The sequence below is a fragment of the Rothia sp. HMSC065B04 genome (assembly GCF_001812285.1).
GTDB lineage: Bacteria > Actinomycetota > Actinomycetes > Actinomycetales > Micrococcaceae > Rothia > Rothia mucilaginosa.
The window spans coordinates 681,811-700,679 of record NZ_KV808408.1 but is presented as its reverse complement, the minus strand read 5'-3'; the positions used below and the strand labels follow the sequence as shown (position 1 = coordinate 700,679).

Genomic DNA, 18,869 nt, shown 5'->3' with positions numbered 1-18,869 from the left:
GCGAAGACGGCAGATTACATGGCGAAGTACGCTCAAGCCGATAGCTACCGCTGTTGCGGAGGGGTGAATATATACACAAATGCCGGTTCTAGATTGAATCTAGAACCGGCATTTTTCTATGTCTATAGACCTTAGCCCAGCAATTCGGAGAGTTCGAGCCAGCGCATTTCTAGCTCGTCAATCTCATCCTGAAGTGCCTGCTGCTGCTCGCCGAGCGCCGCCAAACCGGCGTAGTCCGAGGCGTCGTGCGTGCTCATCTGCTCGGAGAGCTTCTCCTGCTCTGCTGCGAGCTTGGCGAGGCGGCGCTCAATCGCGCCGGATTCCTTCTGCGCCGCACGCAGCTCGGCACCGGAGACCTTCGGGGTATCCGGCTCAGCAGAAGCCTGCGCCGAGGAGGCGGCACGCGCTTGCGCGCTACCGGCGGCAGAACCGCCAGCACCGGCTGCAGAGAGCGCCAAGTACTCGTCCACACCGCCGGGCAGGTGACGGAACGAACCGTCAATCACGGCGTACTGCTGATCGGTGACGCGTTCCATGAGGTAACGGTCGTGGCTGACCACCAGCAGGGTACCCGGCCAGGTGTCCAGCAGGTCCTCCATTGCGGCGAGCATATCGGTGTCCAGGTCGTTGGACGGCTCGTCGAGAATTAGCACGTTCGGCTCATCCAGCAGAATCAGCATGAGCTGAAGGCGACGCTTCTGACCACCCGAAAGGTCCTTGACCGGGGTAGACAGCTGCGCGCTCGTAAAGCCCAGACGCTCCAGCATCTGCGAAGGAGACAGCTCCTTACCATCGGCAATGTAGCTACGCTTCTTACGGCCAATCACATCCGAGACGCGGTCGTTGGCGACCTCGTTGAGCTCATCGAGCTGCTGGGTCAGGGTCGCAATCTTCACGGTCTTACCGTGCTTGACGCGGCCCTCGGTCGGTTTCAGGTCGCCAGTCACCAGAGAAAGCAGAGTGGACTTACCCGCGCCGTTCACACCCAGGATGCCGGTGCGCTCGCCGGGGGCAATACGCCAGGTGACCTTCTTCAGCACCGGGCGCTTGCCGCCGGGCATTGTTGGATCGTCGTAGACGACGGAAACGTTTTCGAGATCGACCACGTCCTTGCCGAGGCGGGAGACCGCCATCTTCTTCAGCTCCACAGTGTCACGTACGGGCGGAACGTCCGCAATAAGGGCGTTGGCGGCATCAATGCGGAACTTCGGCTTGGAGGTACGTGCGGGCGCACCGCGGCGCAACCAGGCGAGCTCCTTGCGCATCAGGTTCTGACGCTTCGCCTCCGCTGCGGCTGCCTGACGGTCACGTTCCACACGCTGCAGGATGTACGCCGCGTAGCCGCCCTCGAAGGGCTCGACGATGCGGTCGTGCACCTCCCAGGTGTCGGTACAGATTTCGTCGAGGAACCAGCGGTCGTGGGTGACAACCATGAGGCCGCCCGCGTTCTTTGCCCAGCGGGACTTCAGGTGGTTGGCGAGCCAGGTGATGGCTTCAACGTCCAGATGGTTGGTGGGCTCGTCGAGCATGAGCACGTCCCACTCCTGCGCGAGTAGGGAGGCGAGCGCTACGCGTCGGCGCTGACCGCCGGAGAGTGAAGAAACGGGTGCATCCCAGGGCAGGTCGGAGACCAGACCGGAGATAACGTCGCGGATGCGCGCCTGCGACGCCCACTCGTATTCGGGGGTGTCGCCCACAATCGCGTAGCCGACCGTGTGGTCGTCGTCGAGTACGTCGGACTGGTCGAGGTAGCCGATGCGGGTGCCGCCGCGCACGGTGACGCGGCCGGAGTCCGGTTCGAGCCGGCCGGCAAGGATCTTCATGAGGGTGGACTTGCCGTCGCCGTTACGGCCGACAATACCGATGCGGTCGCCTTCGTTCAGACCGACGGTGATGCCTTCAAAGATGGTTCGGGTAGGGAATTCGAGGTGCAGCGATTCGCCGCCAAGTAGATGTGCCACGCCTTCTAGGGTACAGGGTGAGTCTTCGGTTCAAGTAGCGCCCCAAGCTTTGATGAGGGGCTACATCAGTGTTGAGAAATGCCGCGGGGTTTTGCCTGGGTGCGCGGCGAGGTTGAGGGCAGATATTTGATAAACTGAGGAAAGCATTTCCTGCATTGCGCTGTTCTGTGCCCAAAATGGCGGCTAACGACGGTGATGACCTTCGGGGGACTCATCGGTGATGTATGGATAATCCGCCATGGTGTAATGGCAGCACAGCGGCCTTTGGAGCCGTTTGTCTAGGTTCGAGTCCTAGTGGCGGAGCGTAAGCACTCAACGGCACCGTTGATAGAGAGTTGGCGGTCCGCGCTCACTCCTCACTCTTACAACCTCGTCTAAGGAGTCTTCCCAGTGAATACTGAACTGGCACCCTCTGCAGTGATTGTTCTGGCTGCAGGCGCTGGTACGCGCATGAAGTCCGCTACCCCCAAGGTTATGCACGGTATTGGTGGTCGTTCCATGGTGGAGCATGCTGTCGCCGCTGCCCGTGATTTGAATCCTGAGCGTCTTGCTGTTGTGGTGCGCCACCAGCGCGATAAGGTTGCTGAGCATGTGCTTGCGTTTGACCCTGAGGTAACCATCGTTGATCAGGATGAGATTCCGGGTACCGGCCGCGCTGTTGAGGTCGGTCTGAGCGCTCTGGATGCGCAGGCACCCGTCTCCGGCACCGTCCTGGTGACCTACGGCGATGTTCCTCTGCTTCGCCCCGAGACTCTGCGCGAACTGATTGCCTTCCACGAGGAAGACAAGAACTCCGTAACCGTTCTGACTACTCACATTGATGAGCCCGGCGCCTACGGTCGTATTGTCCGTAACCAGGCTGGCGAAGTGACCGCTATTGTTGAGGCGAAGGACGCGTCCCCCGAAGAGCTCGAAATTACCGAGATTAACTCCGGTATTTACGCTTTTGACGCCGCTGTTCTGCGTGAGGCACTGCTCGAGGTGACCACCAACAACGCACAGGGTGAGAAGTACATTACCGACGTTCTGTCCATTGCTCGTTCTAAGGGCTACCGTACCTCCGCTCTGGCTATTGAGGACCGCTGGGAGGTTGAGGGCGCTAACGACCGCGTGCAGCTGGCTCAGCTGGGTCGTATGCTCAACAACCGCATCCTTGAGGCTCACATGCGTAACGGCGTGACCATTGTTGATCCTGAGAACACTTGGGTTGACGTCACCGTCACCATTGAGAACGACGTAACCCTGCTGCCCGGTGTGCAGTTGCACGGTTCTACCACCGTTGCTACCGGCGCGACTATTGGCCCGGACACCACCCTGACCGATATGACTGTTGAGGCTGACGCTACCGTCATCCGCGCTCACGGCTTCGGTGCTGTCATCGGCGAAGGCGCAACTGTTGGTCCCTTCGCGTACCTGCGCCCCGGTACCACCCTGGGCAAGGACGCTAAGCTCGGCACCTTCTGCGAGGCTAAGAACTCGCAGATTGGCGATGGCGCAAAGATCCCGCACCTGTCCTACGTTGGTGACGCCACCATCGGTGAGGGCGCGAACATTGGTGCTGGCTCGATTTTCGCGAACTACAACGGTCTGGTGAAGAACCGTTCCGTCATTGGTGCTCATGCTCGCATGGGCTCCGCAGGCATTTACGTTGCACCCGTTACCGTTGGTGACGGTGCCTACTCCGGCGCGGGCGCGCTGATCCGTAAGGATGTTCCTGCGGGCGCCCTCGCCTACTCTGAGACTTCCCAGCGGACCATTGAAGGCTGGGTCCTGAAGAACCGTGCTGGTACCGAACCCGCCGAGGCTGCTAAGGCAGCTGGCGCGCAGGAACCGGCAGAATCCTAATTCGAGGAAAGAACAACACCATGAGTAGCGAGATTACCAACCCCGGTGAGCGCAAGCTTGTAGTGGTCTCCGGTCGAGCACACCCCAAGCTTGCCGAGGAGATTGCACAGGCACTTGATCACGACCTGCTGCCCACCTCCGCATACACCTTCGCCAACGGCGAGACCTACGTTCGCTTTGAGGAGTCGGTGCGCGGTGCGGACGCTTTCGTGATTCAGTCGCACCCGGCACCCATCAACGAGTGGCTCATGGAGCAGATCATTATGATCGATGCGCTCAAGCGTGCATCCGCTCGTTCCATTACCGTGGTGTCTCCTTTCTACCCCTACGCTCGTCAGGACAAGAAGCACAAGGGTCGCGAGCCTATCTCGGCACGTCTGATTTCGGACCTGTACAAGACCGCTGGTGCTGACCGTCTGATGTGCGTGGATCTGCACACTTCGCAGATTCAGGGCTTCTTCGACGGTCCGCTGGATCACCTGTTCGCGATTCCGGTTCTGGCTAAGCACATCCGCGACCGCGTGGACGACCTGTCCAACGTGACCGTTGTGTCCCCGGATACCGGTCGTGTCCGTGTGGCTGAGCACTGGGCTGACCTGCTGGACGGCGCGCCCCTGGCATTCGTGCACAAGACCCGCGACATCAACGTCCCCAACCAGGCTGTTTCTAAGACTGTTGTGGGTGACATTGAGGGTCGTACCTGCGTGCTGATTGACGACATGATTGACACCGGCGGCACCATTGCTGGCGCTGTGAAGGTCCTCATGGACAAGGGCGCGAAGGAAGTTATCATTGCGGCAACCCACCCGGTTCTGTCCGATCCGGCTGCTGAGCGTCTGTCCCAGTGCGGTGCTGTGGAGGTCGTCGTGACCAACACCCTGCCCGTGCCGGAAGAGAAGCAGTTCGATAACCTGACTATTCTCTCCATCGCTCCGTTGATCGCTCGCGCTATCCGCGAGGTCTTCGACGAGGGCTCTGTGACCGAGATTTTCGATCACTAAGCTTCTAAAGCCTAACGAAAGTCCCCCTCTGACTACTGTCGGCGGGGGACTTTCTGCTATTGAGGCTGAGTTATAGAGGCTAAAGCTAACCCGGCTGGAGCAGATATCTGTTCCAGCCGGGTTAGCGCTGTATTTAGCCTCGTATGTTTAGCGGTGTGCGCTTAGCGGTGTGCCTGTGCGAGCCAGGGCAGAATCACGCGCAGGGACTGCTCCACCTCGTCCACTGCGACCTTAGCGGCTGCGGGGCCACGGCGGTAGGGGTCTTCCAGCTTGTCGGTATCAAGCGGGCGGGCGCCGTAAGAGTAGAGGTAGGACAGCGGTTCGGCGCGGCGAGCATCTTCGCGGATACGTGCAACCTGCTTGAGCAGCTTAATCTTGGAGTGGTGTTGGGGCCACTCGCGCACAATCCAGTCGGCATGCACCTTCTCAGCCACCAGGATGATGGTGGCGTTCTCAATAATCTGGCCGTTGAGCTGGCGGGACGCGAAACCTTCGGGGTTGTAGCCGCGCTCAATGAGTTCGTTGGCCACGTGTTCGTAGACGCCGTGGCCGACGAGGGCACCGGTGCCTGCGCTGGCGAAAATCCACTTGTCTTCCAGACCGTACTCGGCGGCAAGGTGCTTGGAGATGACCTCGCCGGATGCGCTACGGGCAATGTTGCCGGTGCACACGAAGAGCGCTTCGAAGGGGCCGTCCTTACGTGTGCTGTCAGCCTGGTTGAGGGTGCTGGGGGAGAACTTGAAGAGGGAGGGGCGTTCGCTGCGGGGTTTCGTTGTCTGGCGGGAAGCCTGCGTATTCTGGCTGTTGGCTTCTTCGGGGTTGGCAAGCTCTTCGGCATCAACGGTGGGCGCGTTGCGCTGACCCACGCGGATAATGTTGGGTCCTGCGGGCTTTTCGTCTACGTCGAGAATGTCACCGGGGGTAGCCTCGATATCGGTGTGGGTGAGGGGCTGCGCGGAGACGGTTGCGGTGCCGTCGGCGCTGAGCTCTTCTTCCGGGGTGACTTCCTGTACGGTTACCTTGGTGGGGGAGTGATCTTTATAGTCCTCGATGGCTTCGCGGAGCGAACCGTCGGGGGTGATGGTACGACCGGCTACCCCGCGGCGGTTCTTGCCTGCCAGTTCGGGGTTGCTCTTAATGAGGGAACGGACTCCATCGGCAATATTCGCGGAGGAAGAAGCGGGGGGTGCCGGGTGCTCCTCGGCGGTTTCTGCGGAGTTGGTTTTGTCCTCGGAGGACCCCCACGCGTACTTGTCCTTGAGGGACTTAATGTTGAAGATGCCCATCAAAAAGCCTTTTCTAATTGACGTACCCAACAGTGAACAGGGAAGCCGGAAGTGTCGGGTTGGTTGAATGAATAGTATCTATCATACCGAGTTACTTGCACCTTCAACGGTTCCTTTTCCTGCGTGTGGCGAATACCCTACAGATGTACATAATGTTGACGTAACTATTGAGTATTCTCGAACGAAAAATGACCTAAAGTACAGAAAACTTTCTGAGGGCGAGGAAAGCCTGCGTGTTAGAATTATGGCTAGCATCTACTCATCACTCCTCAAACTCATGGGCTCGTCTATATCTTGTGACGGGTCGAGAAAGGCATCATGAACCTTCTCTCAAAAATCCGCTCAGAATTGGGTCAGCTTAGTTATTCCTTTAAACGGCGAAACACCCCTAAACTCTGGCGAGATCAGGTTGAAGCCATTCGTTTTCTCAAAGTCCATAACCTTCCTGCACCGCGTCTTAAAGGTCCTCGTCAGGAAGTGTGGGCTGTTTCTGTCGTTAAGAACGAGCTAGATATTTTGCCCTCTGTGCTCGACCATCTTTTTGCCCAGGGAATTGATCGGATTATTGTCGCTGACAACCTCTCGACTGATGGTACTCGTGAGTACTTGCGTCAGCGAGCAAACGAGGATTCGCGACTTATCTTTGCTGAAGATAACTGCGACCGGCATATTCAGTCTGAGAAGATAACCTATCTTTCGCACTTGGCTTGGCGTAGTGGCGCTCGCTGGATTATTCCTTTTGATGGTGACGAATTCTGGTATGCGGAGGATGAGAAGCTTGGTGATTTCCTGCGCAACGCACCCGATAACATGGGCATCTACTATGCAGGATTCCACCACACTGTACCTACCGTTGATTCGCCTGAGAACATCGTGGACACCGAATTGGTGATGGACGCTTCCTACCCCTTCCCTGGCAAGTGTGCTTTCCGCTCTCACCCCTTCGCTGTGGTCATCCCAGGTAATCACGATGTGTGCCGTCTTGGCAATATTGAGCAGCGACTTGAGATTGTTCACCTGCAGTACCGAGGCATTGCTCAGATTGCCCGTAAGGTACGCGTGGGAACCGAGACCTCCCGTCGTACTGGTGAGGATTTGAGCTACTTCGCGCCTCACTGGGAAGCGGGTAGCAAGCTCAGCGATGCTGAAATTGCTGAGGTATGGGAGAACATTTCGCATGGCCGTCCCGATGAGCGTATTAAATTCGTAGCTAAGGGGCCGATGGTGTGGGGCAAATTCCTACAGTGGCGTTACTGGAATGAAGACGGTTCGATTGCTAAGGGAGATGCTTAATGACAGCGCCCGTACGCCCAGCATCCAGGATTATGTTGGATTCTCTGACTGCTGTGCGCGGTCCGGCGGCACTTCTTGTGTTCGGGTACCACGTTATCCACGGGACTCAATGGGCTAACTGGCTTCCGGGTGCGCGCCTCGGTTATGTGGGTGTTTCGCTCTTCTTTATTCTTTCTGGATTCGTGTTGGCATGGTCGTATAACAAGAACGCTGGGGCGAAGAACTTCTATCTTCGCCGCTTTGCGAGGGTATACCCTCTGCATCTCTTCTTCTATTGCGTGGCGTTGCTGGGTCTTCTACTGTTCGGAGTGTCTAACTCTGCTGGAGACCTCAACCCGCTGAGTGCATTGCTGAATCTGGTTCTGTTGCAGGCATGGGTACCGTCCTGGGAAGTTATTTTCTCAAATAATGCGGTGAGCTGGTCACTCTCCTGCGAGGCATTCTTCTACCTCATGACCCCGTTCGTACTGAACCGCCTGGATGGTATGCGCTACCGTGTGAAGGCTGCTCTACTGGGTGGCTGGTTCCTACTGATGGCAACGGTCTCCTATATTCTGGCCGCCCAGTCGAACTTTATGGACGTGGTGGTGTACGCTAACCCACTTCTGCGCTCGGGCGAGTTCGCACTCGGCCTGGCTCTGGGCCTCTTTGCTCTCAAGGTGCGTGATGGTTACCGCGTTCCCGTGATTCACGGTTACCACTGCTTGGCCATGATTGCTATAGCTCTCGGCGCCATGTACGTCAGCTCGAAGTTCTACCTGCTACAGACGGCTCATGGCCTGCTACTGGCACCGGTCTGGGCGGTATTGATTCTTGTATTGGGGCTCTGGGATATCCAACGTTCCGCTCAGCCTCGCGAAAAGAACGTGTTCTGGAAGATTGGGGTCGTTGCTGGTGAAGCAAGTTTCGCATTCTACCTGGTGCATGAGCTGGTGCTGGCTTACGTGCGATCGGTACCTTCGGCTGCATCCGCTCACGGCGGTATAACGGGTCTGGTGTACGTCGTAGTTTCTCTTATCATCGCGAGTATTCTCGCGCTGCTGGCTCATTATTATATTGAGCGTCCAGCTCATCGTTTCATTGTGAAAAAATATTCACAGAAGGTATAGGTTTTATTGTGAAGAGTGTTTACTCTAAAATTCGGGTTTTTTTCCCGGGTAAAAAGTTTAGGCTCTTGGTACTAAACATTTTGGGTCTCTTTGCGGTATCGCTTTTTGAGATGCTTGGTGTGGCTCTCGTGCTTCCTCTGGTGAACCTCGCTATGGGAACCCCACGTGAAGGCTTCATCCTGAAAGTTTCTAACTTCTTCGGCGATCCGGATACCCCCACCCTAATTGTTATCTTCGGCGTGGCTCTCGTCGCAGCATTTGTTTTCAAGGGTGTCTTCTCCCTAATTATTCGTCGCTGGAGCCTCGGCTTCATCGCCACCCAGCAGAGCGCTGTTTCAGTGACTCTGCTAAACCGCTACATGCGCGAGCCCTACCTGGACCACCGTAAGCGTGGTACCGCCCCGGTGCTGAACTCCGTAAATGATGTGGTGGGTCAGGCCTACGGTACCTTTGTCAACGGTGTGCTTGGCTTTATCGGTGACTTACTGTCAATTATTGTGTTGATGGTAATGCTACTAGTCATTATGCCGGTGCCTGCTCTTCTCGCCTTTATCTACTTCGGTCTGGCTTCGTTCGTGCTACAGGCTGTGCTCAAGCGCAAGAACCGCGAACAGGGCGTCATCGTACTGAATGCGACTAAGGGCGCGCTGGACGCGGCTATCGAAGCTGTAGTGGGCTTCCGTGAAATCCGCATGTACGGTGTGACTGAACGCTACACCTACCGCTACCAGGAAAAGCGAATTGACTCTGTTAATGCGTCAATGCGTAGTGCTTTCCTCTCCGATTTCCCGAAGTACACCTTGGAAATCATCTTCATTGTTGGTATTGCTGCTCTCTTGGCCTTTATGAGCGCTACGCAAGGTGCTGATAGCACTGGCTATTTGCTTCTCTTTGCTGGTGCCTGCATTCGTATTTTGCCTAACTACACCCGTATGGTTGCCTCTCTTGGTAGCATCCGTGCAGGTGAACATGCGAGTGATACACTGCTGGAAGAGCTTGAACACCTTACCCCTGAAGAGCGTATGTTCAAGATGCCCTCCGCACCGGTCGTCCCGAAGGATCACGACTACATCAACAAGAGCATTGAGCCTGTTAATATTCAGATTGATAATCTGACCTTCCAGTACCCTGACGGTGATAAGCCTGTGCTGAAGGACATCACTCTTGATATCCCGATGGGCTCCTCAATTGCTTTTGTGGGTGGTTCTGGTTCGGGTAAGACTACTCTGATTGACCTTATTCTGGGTCTCTTTGCACCGACCCGTGGTCAGGTGCTGCAGAATGGTGAGTCGATTCTGAAGGACCTGCGTTCCTGGCACCAACATATCGGCTACGTTCCCCAGGATGTCTTTATCGCAGATTCCACTGTGCTGGAGGCTGTAGCATTCGGACTAAAGCCTGAGGAAATTGACGTGGAACGTGTCAAGTACTGCCTCGAAGTGGCTGCTCTGACCGAGGTTATCGACTCTCTGGAGAATGGCCTGGAAACTAAGATTGGCTACAACGCCACCCGTTTGTCGGGTGGTCAGAAGCAGCGCCTGGGTATCGCCCGTGCACTGTACCGTAACCCGAGTGTGTTGATTCTGGATGAAGCAACCAGCGCATTGGACAACGAGACCGAGCACAAGATCACGAAGACCATCGAGCGTATTTCTAAGGACATTACGGTTATTATCGTGGCTCACCGATTGTCGACGGTTCGTAATGTTGACCAGCTGGTTTATCTCTCCAAGGGACAGATTGCTAATCAAGGTACCTTTGTGGAGGTGCAGCAGGCCAACGCTGAATTCGCTAACCTGGTGAAGCTGGGCCAGTTGCCGGATTAGTCTCATAGGTTGCATATCTAAAGCAGAAGGGGCTCTCGTCATGAACGAGAGCCCCTTCTTTTGTTTATGTTGTATTTTTTACCGTCTGGAAATATCCGTGTTAAATACCTGTAGCCGTCTTTTCTTTGAGCAAATGAACGATTTCTTTAAACTCTTGAGGTAAAGAGCCAATAGATGTAAGAGGGCCAGTTGGATGCCAAGTGACGGTTTCATGGTTAACTTCGCCGCGCAAAAGTGCTTCCCATAGGGGGGTAGCACTTTCAACGGTTATATCACCATTACGTCTCCAATGGTATCCCATCTCTTCAGGCAGATTGGTGGCTTCCAACGCCTTAGCCCCTTGACGTAGCTTGCGCGTAAATTGTTCTTTTGAACGCCAGGGGTAGTGGATGATAGCAACTTCATTAAGCTTCTGCTTACCCGGTGCAATGACCTCATGGTTGCCCATTTTGATAACTGCATTCTCCCAGCGTGAGAAACACACTTTCAGATCCCAGTGGGGAGTTGGATCAATCCTGAGAGTAGGTCCTTCAATACTGGGAAAAACGTTGTACAGCTTCGTCAGCTCGACAGTATGACCCTTTTGCGAGCGTAGGACTTCCGATAGCGGAGCAGAAACACCATACCAAAATTCATCAGCGTCGAAAGGGATAATCCATTCAGCGCCCGCTTCCATCACCCGGTCAGCAAGCCAAGTCATTTTCTCTGACTGGTAGTAGGCTAGCTCACGGTCCTGAATAACGTGCACCGGTAGATTCTTGCTGAGTTCGAGCAGCAGCTCATAGGTCCCATCAGAAGAGCCATTATCGGCTGCTAAGATATGGTCCACACCTTGATTGAGTAGATGTCGGATCGTCTGCTCGACGATATCTGCTTCGTTTTTCACCATGGTTATGCCCCAGATGAAGGGACCAGAGGGGAGATCCGCGTGGGTAAATGTTTTGTTGAGTGAAGCGTAACGCTCTTTAAACTCAGCACTCTCACGGAGCTCAATCGCTTCGCGTTTTTTATCACGATTAATTTTTAGCAGGAAAAGCTGATGCTTGAGGGATTTAAGAGCGTTAATCACAGCAGTTCACCCGTAATCCAGTTTTTACCTTCGGGATGATGCACAGCAACCCAATGAGTGCGGTGCATCTTTGGGCGGCTCTGATAGGCACGATCGTCTACAGGAATAACTTGATGAATATCAGGGGAAAGGACAACCTTCTGAGCTAACAACTCACCGATGTAAGCCCCCCAATAGCCGAAGGTCGTATTGGTTAGAATCAGGTAAGGCGCGCTAGCCACAAGGGCCAGGTCATCGAACATGCCAGATCCCTGCTTTTCGAAAATGCAGGGCGCAACTGAGCTCAGATGTGAGAGATTTTCCTCGCACCACTGAAGATCATCTGATACAAAAATAATTTTTGAAGGAGTAACGGTATCCTGAAGCTTCTTCAGTGCTTCCTCCACATAGGTCACCGTATCAATTCCGAAAACCTCACTAATTTGAGGCACGGAATAGTAATCGCCTCGGCGAACATTAATGACGAGAGAATTTTCATCCACTACATTCTGCATTCTTGCAAGGCGCTCACTAAAGGCCTCTGAAGAAAGAAGATATTCGCGAATAAAAAAGTGCAAATCTTCTTCGCTGATATCTTTCTCAATATCCGTCGGGAAGTAGCCGCTACGGCGGGTGAAGAACGTGTACTCTGACAAAGGAGCCGTAATAGAGGCAAGTTTCGGGAATTCCTCGGTCCATGCCTCCATACCGGGACCGTAGAGCAAAGATGCTTTATCGGTACCGTGATGGCGCAGAGTCGCAGCGCGGGCCCATAGATACAGCCAATTGCCTCCCCGGGAGATAGGGTAGGAAAGGAGAATAAATTTTTCACCGCGACGTAGAAGGTTAATATATTTCCCCAAATACTTATGGCGAATAGAGCTGTAAGCTGCAGTGACAGCACGTTTGAAAGCGGGTTGCTGAACAGTGTATACGGCGACCCTTTCTGATTCATTGATGGGTTGGATATCAGAATCCACGAGAAAGTCCCCTTTCGAATGTGTAAGATGGCGAGTTGATAGTGGGTGAGTATTTGTTACCTGTATAGGTAATCGAAAAGTGCAGCTGAAAAAGTAGTGAAGTTGTATAATCCTAGAGACGATAGCACCCACCGCTACGGTGGTTTCTATTATCCCTCTCACTCAAGAAAGATTGTAATACATGACCTTCCTTCCCCGCGTTTCTGCGGTTATTCCTTTCTACGGCGAGCCGGAACCGGTTCTTGCCATTATTGACACTCTGCGTACTCAGCAGGGCATTGACCCCGCCGATATCGAGATTATTGTCTCTGATGATGTTTCTCCCACCCCCTTCCCCGAGGTTGAGGGTGTGACCGTGGTTCGCCGCCCCGTCAACGGTGGTTTCGGTAAGGCTGTGAACTCCGGTGTTGCTGCCGCGACCGGTGAATGGGTTTTCATCCTCAACAGCGACCTGGAGCTGGATAACAGCTTCGTCTCGCGTATGCTTGCAGCCGTGGAACGCCACGGCGAGATCCTGGCTAGCCCGCAGATTATTGGCCACGACGGCAAGCAGCAGTGGGTGGCTCGCAAGTTCCCCACCGCGGCACATGTGGCGTGGGAATGGTTCACTCCGCTGGCTCGTTTCAAGCCGACCAACTGGTGGCACCGCGGTGTTGGCCACGATGTTGAGGCCTGCACCGGCACCTCGGACGCGAAGGTCGACTGGGTTATGGGTGCGTGCATGGTTGTTCCTCGTGCGACCTTCAACCGCATTGGTGGCATGGATGAGCGTTTCTACATGAACAGTGAAGAGGTGGACTTCCAGTATCGCCTCTCGAACGCTGGTGTGGATCGTTACCTGATTCCTTCGGTGACTGTAACCCACGAGGGTGGCGGATCTTCGCCTTCTGAGCGTCGTGTACAGTGGCTGACCACTGCTCGTTTCATTTATGCGGATAAGTGGGGCTGGGAGAAGAAGCTTGCTGTTGCTCTGCGTGCTACCAGCTACGCGAACTTCCTGGTGAACTCGGTACGCGGCCTGCGCAATAAGGACGTGGATGCTCGTGGCTTCCTTGCCACCGAGCTGGAGCGTATCGCCAAGGCAGAGCGCCGCGAGAACTAGACGCGAAACGTGCGGAATCTACAGCGGTAGTTCCGCAAGATTTTGAACGCGACATCACAGAAGGCACATATAGAACGTAGGAGGCGACACAGTGCACTCGAGTGTGTCGTCTCCTGCTTTCGTTGTAAAATTTCAGTAGGTATGTTTTGCCTCAAGTTCTAGGTGAAACTTTCCGTTCCTCTTCACTCCAACACATAGCACCGCACGGTTTTACCCTGCGGGTTCGTATAGCAAACGCCGACAGGATTCAATCCTCATATGACTCAGCCCAAACTTCTACTGCTCTCGCCCGCATTCCACGGGTACTGGAAGGCAATTCAGGCATCTCTGGAAGTGCACGGATACGAAGTGCGCACCCACATCTACGATGCGCCGGGTACTCTGCCCGAGCGTATCCTCAACAAGCTTGCCCACGAGCTGCCCGAGAAGTACCGCCCCGAAAGCTTCGCGGCTCAGGCAACTCGAAAGGCTATTGACGCTTTCAACGAGTTCCGCCCCGATATTGTGCTGGTCATTAAGGGCGACATGCTCTCCCGCGAATGGTGGGACCTGCTGGAAACCTCCGGCGTTCGCTACGGCACCTGGCTCTACGACGAGATGCGCCGCATGAGCTACACCGAAGAGGACCTGCACCACCTGGGTTCGCTGGCAAGCTACAGCCCGCTGGACGCGCAGCACCTGCGCGAGCAGGGCTTCGAGGTGCTCGACATGCCCAACGCCTATGACACCCACTGCCCGGTTATTCCCGTGCGTGAGGACTCCATCAACTTCGTGGGCGCCAAGTACCCCAACCGCGAGGAGACCCTGCAGGCCCTCGTCGCCGCCGGTCTGCCGGTTCGCGCGTACGGCCGTGCCTGGTCGCGTCACCCCTACGATATTCTGCGCACCAAGCAGTTCAAGGACTCCGGTGTTCCCGCCGGCCGCGACATCGACCGCTCCGAGGCGTACGGCATTATGGCGTCCTCCCCGGCAACGCTGAACATCCACAATAACCAGGATGGCTTCACCATGCGTACCTTCGAGGCGCCCGGCGTTGGCGCCCTGCAGGTGATTGACCGCCCCGACGTGGACCGCTACTACATTCCGGGTGAAGAGGTTTTGGTGTACGAGAGCATCGATGAGCTCATCGAGATTTGTACCCGCATTTTCCGTGACCCGAAGTGGGCGCGAAAGATTCGTGAAGCCGGTCAGAAGCGTACTCTGGCCGAGCACACCTTTGATCAGCGCGTCAAGATTTTGGAGCAGCTATGGGCCTAACCTATCCCCTCGACATTGATGCATGGGCCGCCTGGCAGAAGCGCCAGAATACCCTGCGTTGGGCTAAGGGCGAGGCCCGCAGCCTTATCGGACGTCTGCGCGGGGGCGCGGCTGAACAGGAAGCACCTGTTGGCGGTGTTCTCTACACCCGCGGCGCTGTACCCCGCGTGCTCATCGTGCTCGATTCTTTCTCCCCGACGAGCCGTAACTCCCTGCTGGAGCCGCTCAAGTACCTCGAGAACGTGGGCGTGGCCCTGTGGGTCCCCGAGGACGCCTCGGAGTACCTCAACGGCCAGTACGCCACCGAGCGTTACGGCCGTGATGCCTGGACCGAGCAGGAAGTGACGGGCGACCAGCTGCAGGGGCTCCTGCCCGGTGTGCGCGTGGTCCTTTCCCTCGGCCACTACCTGGCCCGCGGCGCGGCCGCCTACGAGTACTCTCGCGCGATCGGCGCTGAGTACTGGGTTGTTCAGCACGGCCTGCTGGTGCCTCAGGCACCGCCGCTACCGGTTGGATGCACCCTGCTGGCTTTCAGCGAAGCGGACGCCCAGTTCTGGGCATCGGGTCGCCGCGATGTGACCACCCACGCGGTGGGTTCGCAGCTACTCTACCTGGCGGCACAGAAAGCTGCCGGTGCTGAAGCGCAGAAGCAGAACGACCTGGAACCGATTTTCCTGGGACAGATGCACGGTGCGGAACTGCCGCGCGCATCCTTCGCGTACGCTTCCCACTCTTTCTTGAAGAAGTTTGGTGGAACCTACCGCCCGCACCCGAGCGAGAAGGACAAGCTGTCGGTGCTGACCCACAAGCTGTGGGAGAAGGAAGGTATCCGTATTGACCGCTCCGGTACCCCGCTGAACGAGGTACCGAACCCGGTGGTGTCCATCTTCTCTACCGGTGTTCTGGAGGCAGCGATCCGCGGAATCCCGGCGTGGGTATACCACCCTGCACCGCCGGCATGGCTGGTGGAGTTCTGGGACCGCTACGGCATGAACCAGTGGGGCCAGGAACCGACCCCGGCACCGGTTCAGCCGAAGAAGGAACCGGCACAGCGTATCGCTGAACTAATGATTGAAACTTTGGAGGCATAATGCGTATTCTCTGCGTCATTCCCGTGCGCGGTGGCTCGAAGGGCATTCCGCGTAAGAACCTGCGTCCTATCGCGGGTAAGCCGCTGGTTGCATGGACCATCGAGCAGGCACTGGCTGCTAAGGAAGAAGTAGCCGGCGAGCACGAGCTACGTGTTGTCGTCTCCACCGACGATGCTGAGTTGGCTGACATCGCCCGCGAGTACGGTGCCGAGGTGCCGTTCATTCGCCCGGCACACCTGGCTGAAGATACCACCGCAACCGAGCCGGTCATTGAGCACGCCATCGAGTTCTACACCGAGAACGGTTGGGAGCCCGAGGCTGTCATGCTGCTACAGGCAACCAGCCCCGTGCGTCTGCCCGGCACCCTGGCTCGTGCGGTCCGCCAGTTCGCTGAGAACGGTAAGGACTCCATGGTCGGTGTGATTCCGATTGGTCCGTTCATCTGGACCTGGCACGCAGACGGTGAGCCCACCGCGGCATTCGAGATTATGCATCGCCCGCGCCGCCAGGAACTGACCAAGGAAACCTTCCGCTACCGCGAGAACGGCTCGATGTACATCACCAAGACTCACGTGTACATGGACCACCACAACCGCCTTGCGGGTTACCCCGGCGGTACCATTGACTTGTTCATGCTGGACGAGGTCGAGGGCGTCGACATTGATGCACCGATTGACTTCTCCGTGGCAGAGCACCAGCTCACTCAGATCCTGGCCGAAGGCAAGTAACCTTCACCAGCGGCAGTACCTCGTCTGCCGCTCCCGGCTTGACCGGCACTCAGGCATTCAACTAAACACTCAAACGAAAAGGTCAAAATCGTGATTATTGAACGCAATATTGCCCCCTACGTGGTCTTCGCTGAAGACCCGATTCTCAACGCACTGCAGAAGATTTCTGCTAACGGCCAGCGCATCATCTTCCTGGTGAACGAGTCCGGTATTCTGCGTGGTTCGCTCTCTGACGGCGACTTCCGTCGTTGGCTGATCGCTAACCCGACCGCATCCCTGGAGACTAGCGCCCTGGACGCTGCGAACACCAACCCGCAGACCGCACCGGCTGACGCTGACCCCGAGACCCTGCGCGGATACTTCGCGAAGGGCATCAACCACGTTCCGCTGACCGACGAGCGCGGTCACCTCGTGGCGCTGGCAATGGACGAGCAGGACGTTCTGCGCATTGGTAAGCACACCATCAGCGAGGATTCCCCCTCCTTCATCATTGCTGAGATTGGTAACAACCACCAGGGTAGCGTTGACTTCGCTAAGGAACTGGTGGACCTGGCTGTTGAGTCCGGCGCGGACGCTGTGAAGTTCCAGCTGCGCGACATGGACGCTCTGTACCGCCAGCGCGGCGCAGCAACCGCAGGTGAGGACCTGGGCGTTCAGTACACCCTGGACCTGCTGTCCCGCTTCTCCCTGACCGTTGACCAGATGTACGAGGTCTTCGACCACGTCAAGCAGCACGACATGGACATCATGTGCACCCCCTGGGACGCACCCTCCGTTCAGGCACTGGTTGACTACGGTATCCAGGGCATGAAGATTGCTTCTGCCGACCTGACCAACCACGAGCTGCTGCGCGACGTGGCTTCCCGCGGCCTGCCCATGCTGGTCTCCACCGGTATGAGCCGCGAAGAGGAAATCCGCGAGTCGGTTGCCCTGCTGCGTAACGCTGGCGCATCCTACGCTCTGCTGCAGTGCCAGTCCGCATACCCGGCACCCTTCAAGGACGTCAACCTTGCGTACATGGACCGCCTGGCTGAAATCGGTCAGTGCCTGGTCGGCTACTCCGGCCACGAGCGTGGCTACCACGTGCCGATTGCTGCTGTTGCTCGCGGCGCGAAGATTATCGAGAAGCACTTCACCACCGACAAGACCCTCGAGGGTAACGACCACACCGTCTCCCTGCTGCCCGAGGAATTCAAGGCAATGGTTCAGCAGATCCGTGAGGTTGAGACCGCTATTGGTTCTGCTGCTCCTCGCGAGGTGTCCACCGGTGAGCTGATGAACCGCGTGAACCTGGCAAAGTCCCTGGTTGCTACCCGCCACATCGCTAAGGGCGAGGTCGTGACCGAGGCTGATGTTGCTGTGAAGTCCCCCGGCCGCGGTCTGCAGCCGAACTACCTGCCGCAGCTGCTGGGCCGCACCATGCAGCGCGACGTTGAAGAAGGCTCGTTCTTCTTCGAGGGTGACCTGAAGGACGACCTGGTGACCCGCCGCGACTTCAAGTTCGACCGCCCCTGGGGTCTGCCGGTTCGTTACCACGACTACAAGCCGCTGATTGAAGAGGCTAAGCCGGACTTCCTGGAGTTCCACTTCTCCTACAAGGACCTCGAGATTAACATCGACGACGTCTTTGACTCCAAGCTGGACATGGGCTTCACCACCCACCTGCCCGACCTGTTCGCAGGTGACTTCCTGGTGGACCTCGCGTCCAAGGATCCTGAGGTGTGGGAGCGCTCCATCGCTGAGGTCCAGCGCACTATCGACATCACCCGTGACCTGACCCGCTACTTCACCGTAGACGAGGACCCGGTCATGGTTGTGACCATGGGTGGCTTCACCAAGGACAAGCACATCCCCGCTGCTGCACGTGCTGAGAAGTACGAGCGTATCGGTGAGGCTCTGAAGCGTCTGGACGCATCCGGCGTTCGCCTGGCTGCTCAGACTCTGCCCCCGTACCCCTGGCTGATGGGTGGTCAGCAGTACCACAACCTGTTCCTGGATCCGAAGGACACCGCAGAGTTCTCGCGTGCATTCGATACCGCACTCTGCCTGGATATCTCCCACACCATGCTTGCATGCAACTTCCTGAACATTCCGCTGTCGGAGGCTGTTGAGCAGCTGGCACCGCTGTCCATTCACCTGCACCTGGTGGACGGCACCGGCGTTGACGGTGAGGGCGTTCAGGTTGGCGAAGGCGATGTCGACTGGGCATCCCTGGGTAAGCAGCTGCGTGAGCTGGCGCCGAAGGCATCCTTCATTCCCGAAATCTGGCAGGGCCACATCAACAACGGTGAAGGCTTCTTCACCGCACTGGACCGCCTCGAAAAGTGGCTGTAGGATTAGCG

At 56.7% G+C, this 18,869-nt stretch carries 14 protein-coding genes and 1 tRNA gene; 11 read left to right on the top strand and 4 right to left on the bottom strand.

Features of this window, described 5'->3' with window-relative positions; genetic code table 11:
* Window positions 1–131: 131 nt before the first annotated feature.
* On the bottom strand, window positions 132–1,961 hold the full coding sequence (locus HMPREF2845_RS06040; protein ID WP_070634161.1) for an ABC-F family ATP-binding cassette domain-containing protein: 1,830 nt from the start codon (window positions 1,959–1,961) through the stop codon (window positions 132–134).
* Window positions 1,962–2,193: 232 nt separating this feature from the next.
* Between HMPREF2845_RS06040 and HMPREF2845_RS06035 the strand changes: the two genes are divergently transcribed.
* From HMPREF2845_RS06035 to HMPREF2845_RS06025, 3 genes are all read left to right on the top strand, one after another.
* Window positions 2,194–2,264: transfer RNA gene (locus tag HMPREF2845_RS06035), tRNA-Gln, on the top strand.
* 87 nt (window positions 2,265–2,351) lie between these two features.
* Window positions 2,352–3,806, top strand: coding sequence for a bifunctional UDP-N-acetylglucosamine diphosphorylase/glucosamine-1-phosphate N-acetyltransferase GlmU (glmU, locus tag HMPREF2845_RS06030; RefSeq protein WP_049346764.1), 1,455 nt, complete (start codon window positions 2,352–2,354; stop codon window positions 3,804–3,806).
* Between the two features lie 20 nt (window positions 3,807–3,826).
* Window positions 3,827–4,807, top strand: coding sequence for a ribose-phosphate diphosphokinase (locus tag HMPREF2845_RS06025; protein ID WP_049346763.1), 981 nt, complete (start codon window positions 3,827–3,829; stop codon window positions 4,805–4,807).
* Window positions 4,808–4,968: 161 nt separating this feature from the next.
* On the opposite strand, the gene HMPREF2845_RS06020 is transcribed toward HMPREF2845_RS06025, so the two are convergent.
* Window positions 4,969–6,093: an arsenate reductase/protein-tyrosine-phosphatase family protein gene (locus HMPREF2845_RS06020; protein ID WP_049346761.1), complete on the bottom strand. Its 1,125-nt coding sequence runs from the start codon at window positions 6,091–6,093 to the stop codon at window positions 4,969–4,971.
* A gap of 318 nt (window positions 6,094–6,411) precedes the next feature.
* Here HMPREF2845_RS06020 and HMPREF2845_RS06015 point away from each other — a divergent pair, with 318 nt between their 5' ends.
* Genes HMPREF2845_RS06015 through HMPREF2845_RS06005 form a run of 3 tightly spaced genes read left to right on the top strand, consistent with a single transcriptional unit; the run spans window position 6,412 to window position 10,321 of the window.
* Window positions 6,412–7,386 (top strand): glycosyltransferase family 2 protein, encoded by a 975-nt coding sequence (locus HMPREF2845_RS06015; protein ID WP_070634160.1) that lies wholly within the window; start codon window positions 6,412–6,414, stop codon window positions 7,384–7,386.
* A gap of 35 nt (window positions 7,387–7,421) precedes the next feature.
* On the top strand, window positions 7,422–8,495 hold the full coding sequence (locus HMPREF2845_RS06010; RefSeq protein ID WP_168167594.1) for an acyltransferase family protein: 1,074 nt from the start codon (window positions 7,422–7,424) through the stop codon (window positions 8,493–8,495).
* Window positions 8,496–8,503: 8 nt separating this feature from the next.
* A complete protein-coding gene (locus tag HMPREF2845_RS06005; RefSeq protein WP_049355021.1) occupies window positions 8,504–10,321 on the top strand; it encodes an ABC transporter ATP-binding protein in 1,818 nt (605 codons plus the stop codon).
* A gap of 100 nt (window positions 10,322–10,421) precedes the next feature.
* Here the strand turns inward: HMPREF2845_RS06005 and HMPREF2845_RS06000 are convergent, their stop codons facing one another.
* Together HMPREF2845_RS06000 and HMPREF2845_RS05995 are read right to left on the bottom strand one after the other, a co-directional pair.
* Window positions 10,422–11,390: a glycosyltransferase family 2 protein gene (locus HMPREF2845_RS06000; protein WP_053089017.1), complete on the bottom strand. Its 969-nt coding sequence runs from the start codon at window positions 11,388–11,390 to the stop codon at window positions 10,422–10,424.
* Window positions 11,387–12,349, bottom strand: coding sequence for an alpha-1,2-fucosyltransferase (locus tag HMPREF2845_RS05995; protein WP_049355022.1), 963 nt, complete (start codon window positions 12,347–12,349; stop codon window positions 11,387–11,389). Before HMPREF2845_RS05995 ends, HMPREF2845_RS06000 begins: the two co-directional genes overlap by 4 nt.
* A 181-nt stretch (window positions 12,350–12,530) precedes the next feature.
* Between HMPREF2845_RS05995 and HMPREF2845_RS05990 the strand changes: the two genes are divergently transcribed.
* From HMPREF2845_RS05990 to HMPREF2845_RS05970, 5 genes are all read left to right on the top strand, one after another.
* Complete coding sequence (locus HMPREF2845_RS05990) at window positions 12,531–13,451, top strand: glycosyltransferase family 2 protein (protein WP_049355023.1); 921 nt, start codon at window positions 12,531–12,533, stop codon at window positions 13,449–13,451.
* Window positions 13,452–13,709: 258 nt separating this feature from the next.
* Window positions 13,710–14,708 (top strand): CgeB family protein, encoded by a 999-nt coding sequence (locus HMPREF2845_RS05985; RefSeq protein ID WP_070634159.1) that lies wholly within the window; start codon window positions 13,710–13,712, stop codon window positions 14,706–14,708.
* Complete coding sequence (locus HMPREF2845_RS05980) at window positions 14,699–15,799, top strand: RNA-binding protein (RefSeq protein WP_070634158.1); 1,101 nt, start codon at window positions 14,699–14,701, stop codon at window positions 15,797–15,799. Before HMPREF2845_RS05985 ends, HMPREF2845_RS05980 begins: the two co-directional genes overlap by 10 nt.
* The gene (locus HMPREF2845_RS05975) at window positions 15,799–16,527 is read left to right on the top strand and encodes an acylneuraminate cytidylyltransferase family protein (RefSeq protein ID WP_070600619.1); all 729 of its coding nucleotides are present in this window, start codon (window positions 15,799–15,801) and stop codon (window positions 16,525–16,527) included. Before HMPREF2845_RS05980 ends, HMPREF2845_RS05975 begins: the two co-directional genes overlap by 1 nt.
* A 90-nt stretch (window positions 16,528–16,617) precedes the next feature.
* Window positions 16,618–18,861: an N-acetylneuraminate synthase family protein gene (locus HMPREF2845_RS05970; RefSeq protein WP_049355027.1), complete on the top strand. Its 2,244-nt coding sequence runs from the start codon at window positions 16,618–16,620 to the stop codon at window positions 18,859–18,861.
* Window positions 18,862–18,869 lie beyond the last annotated feature (8 nt).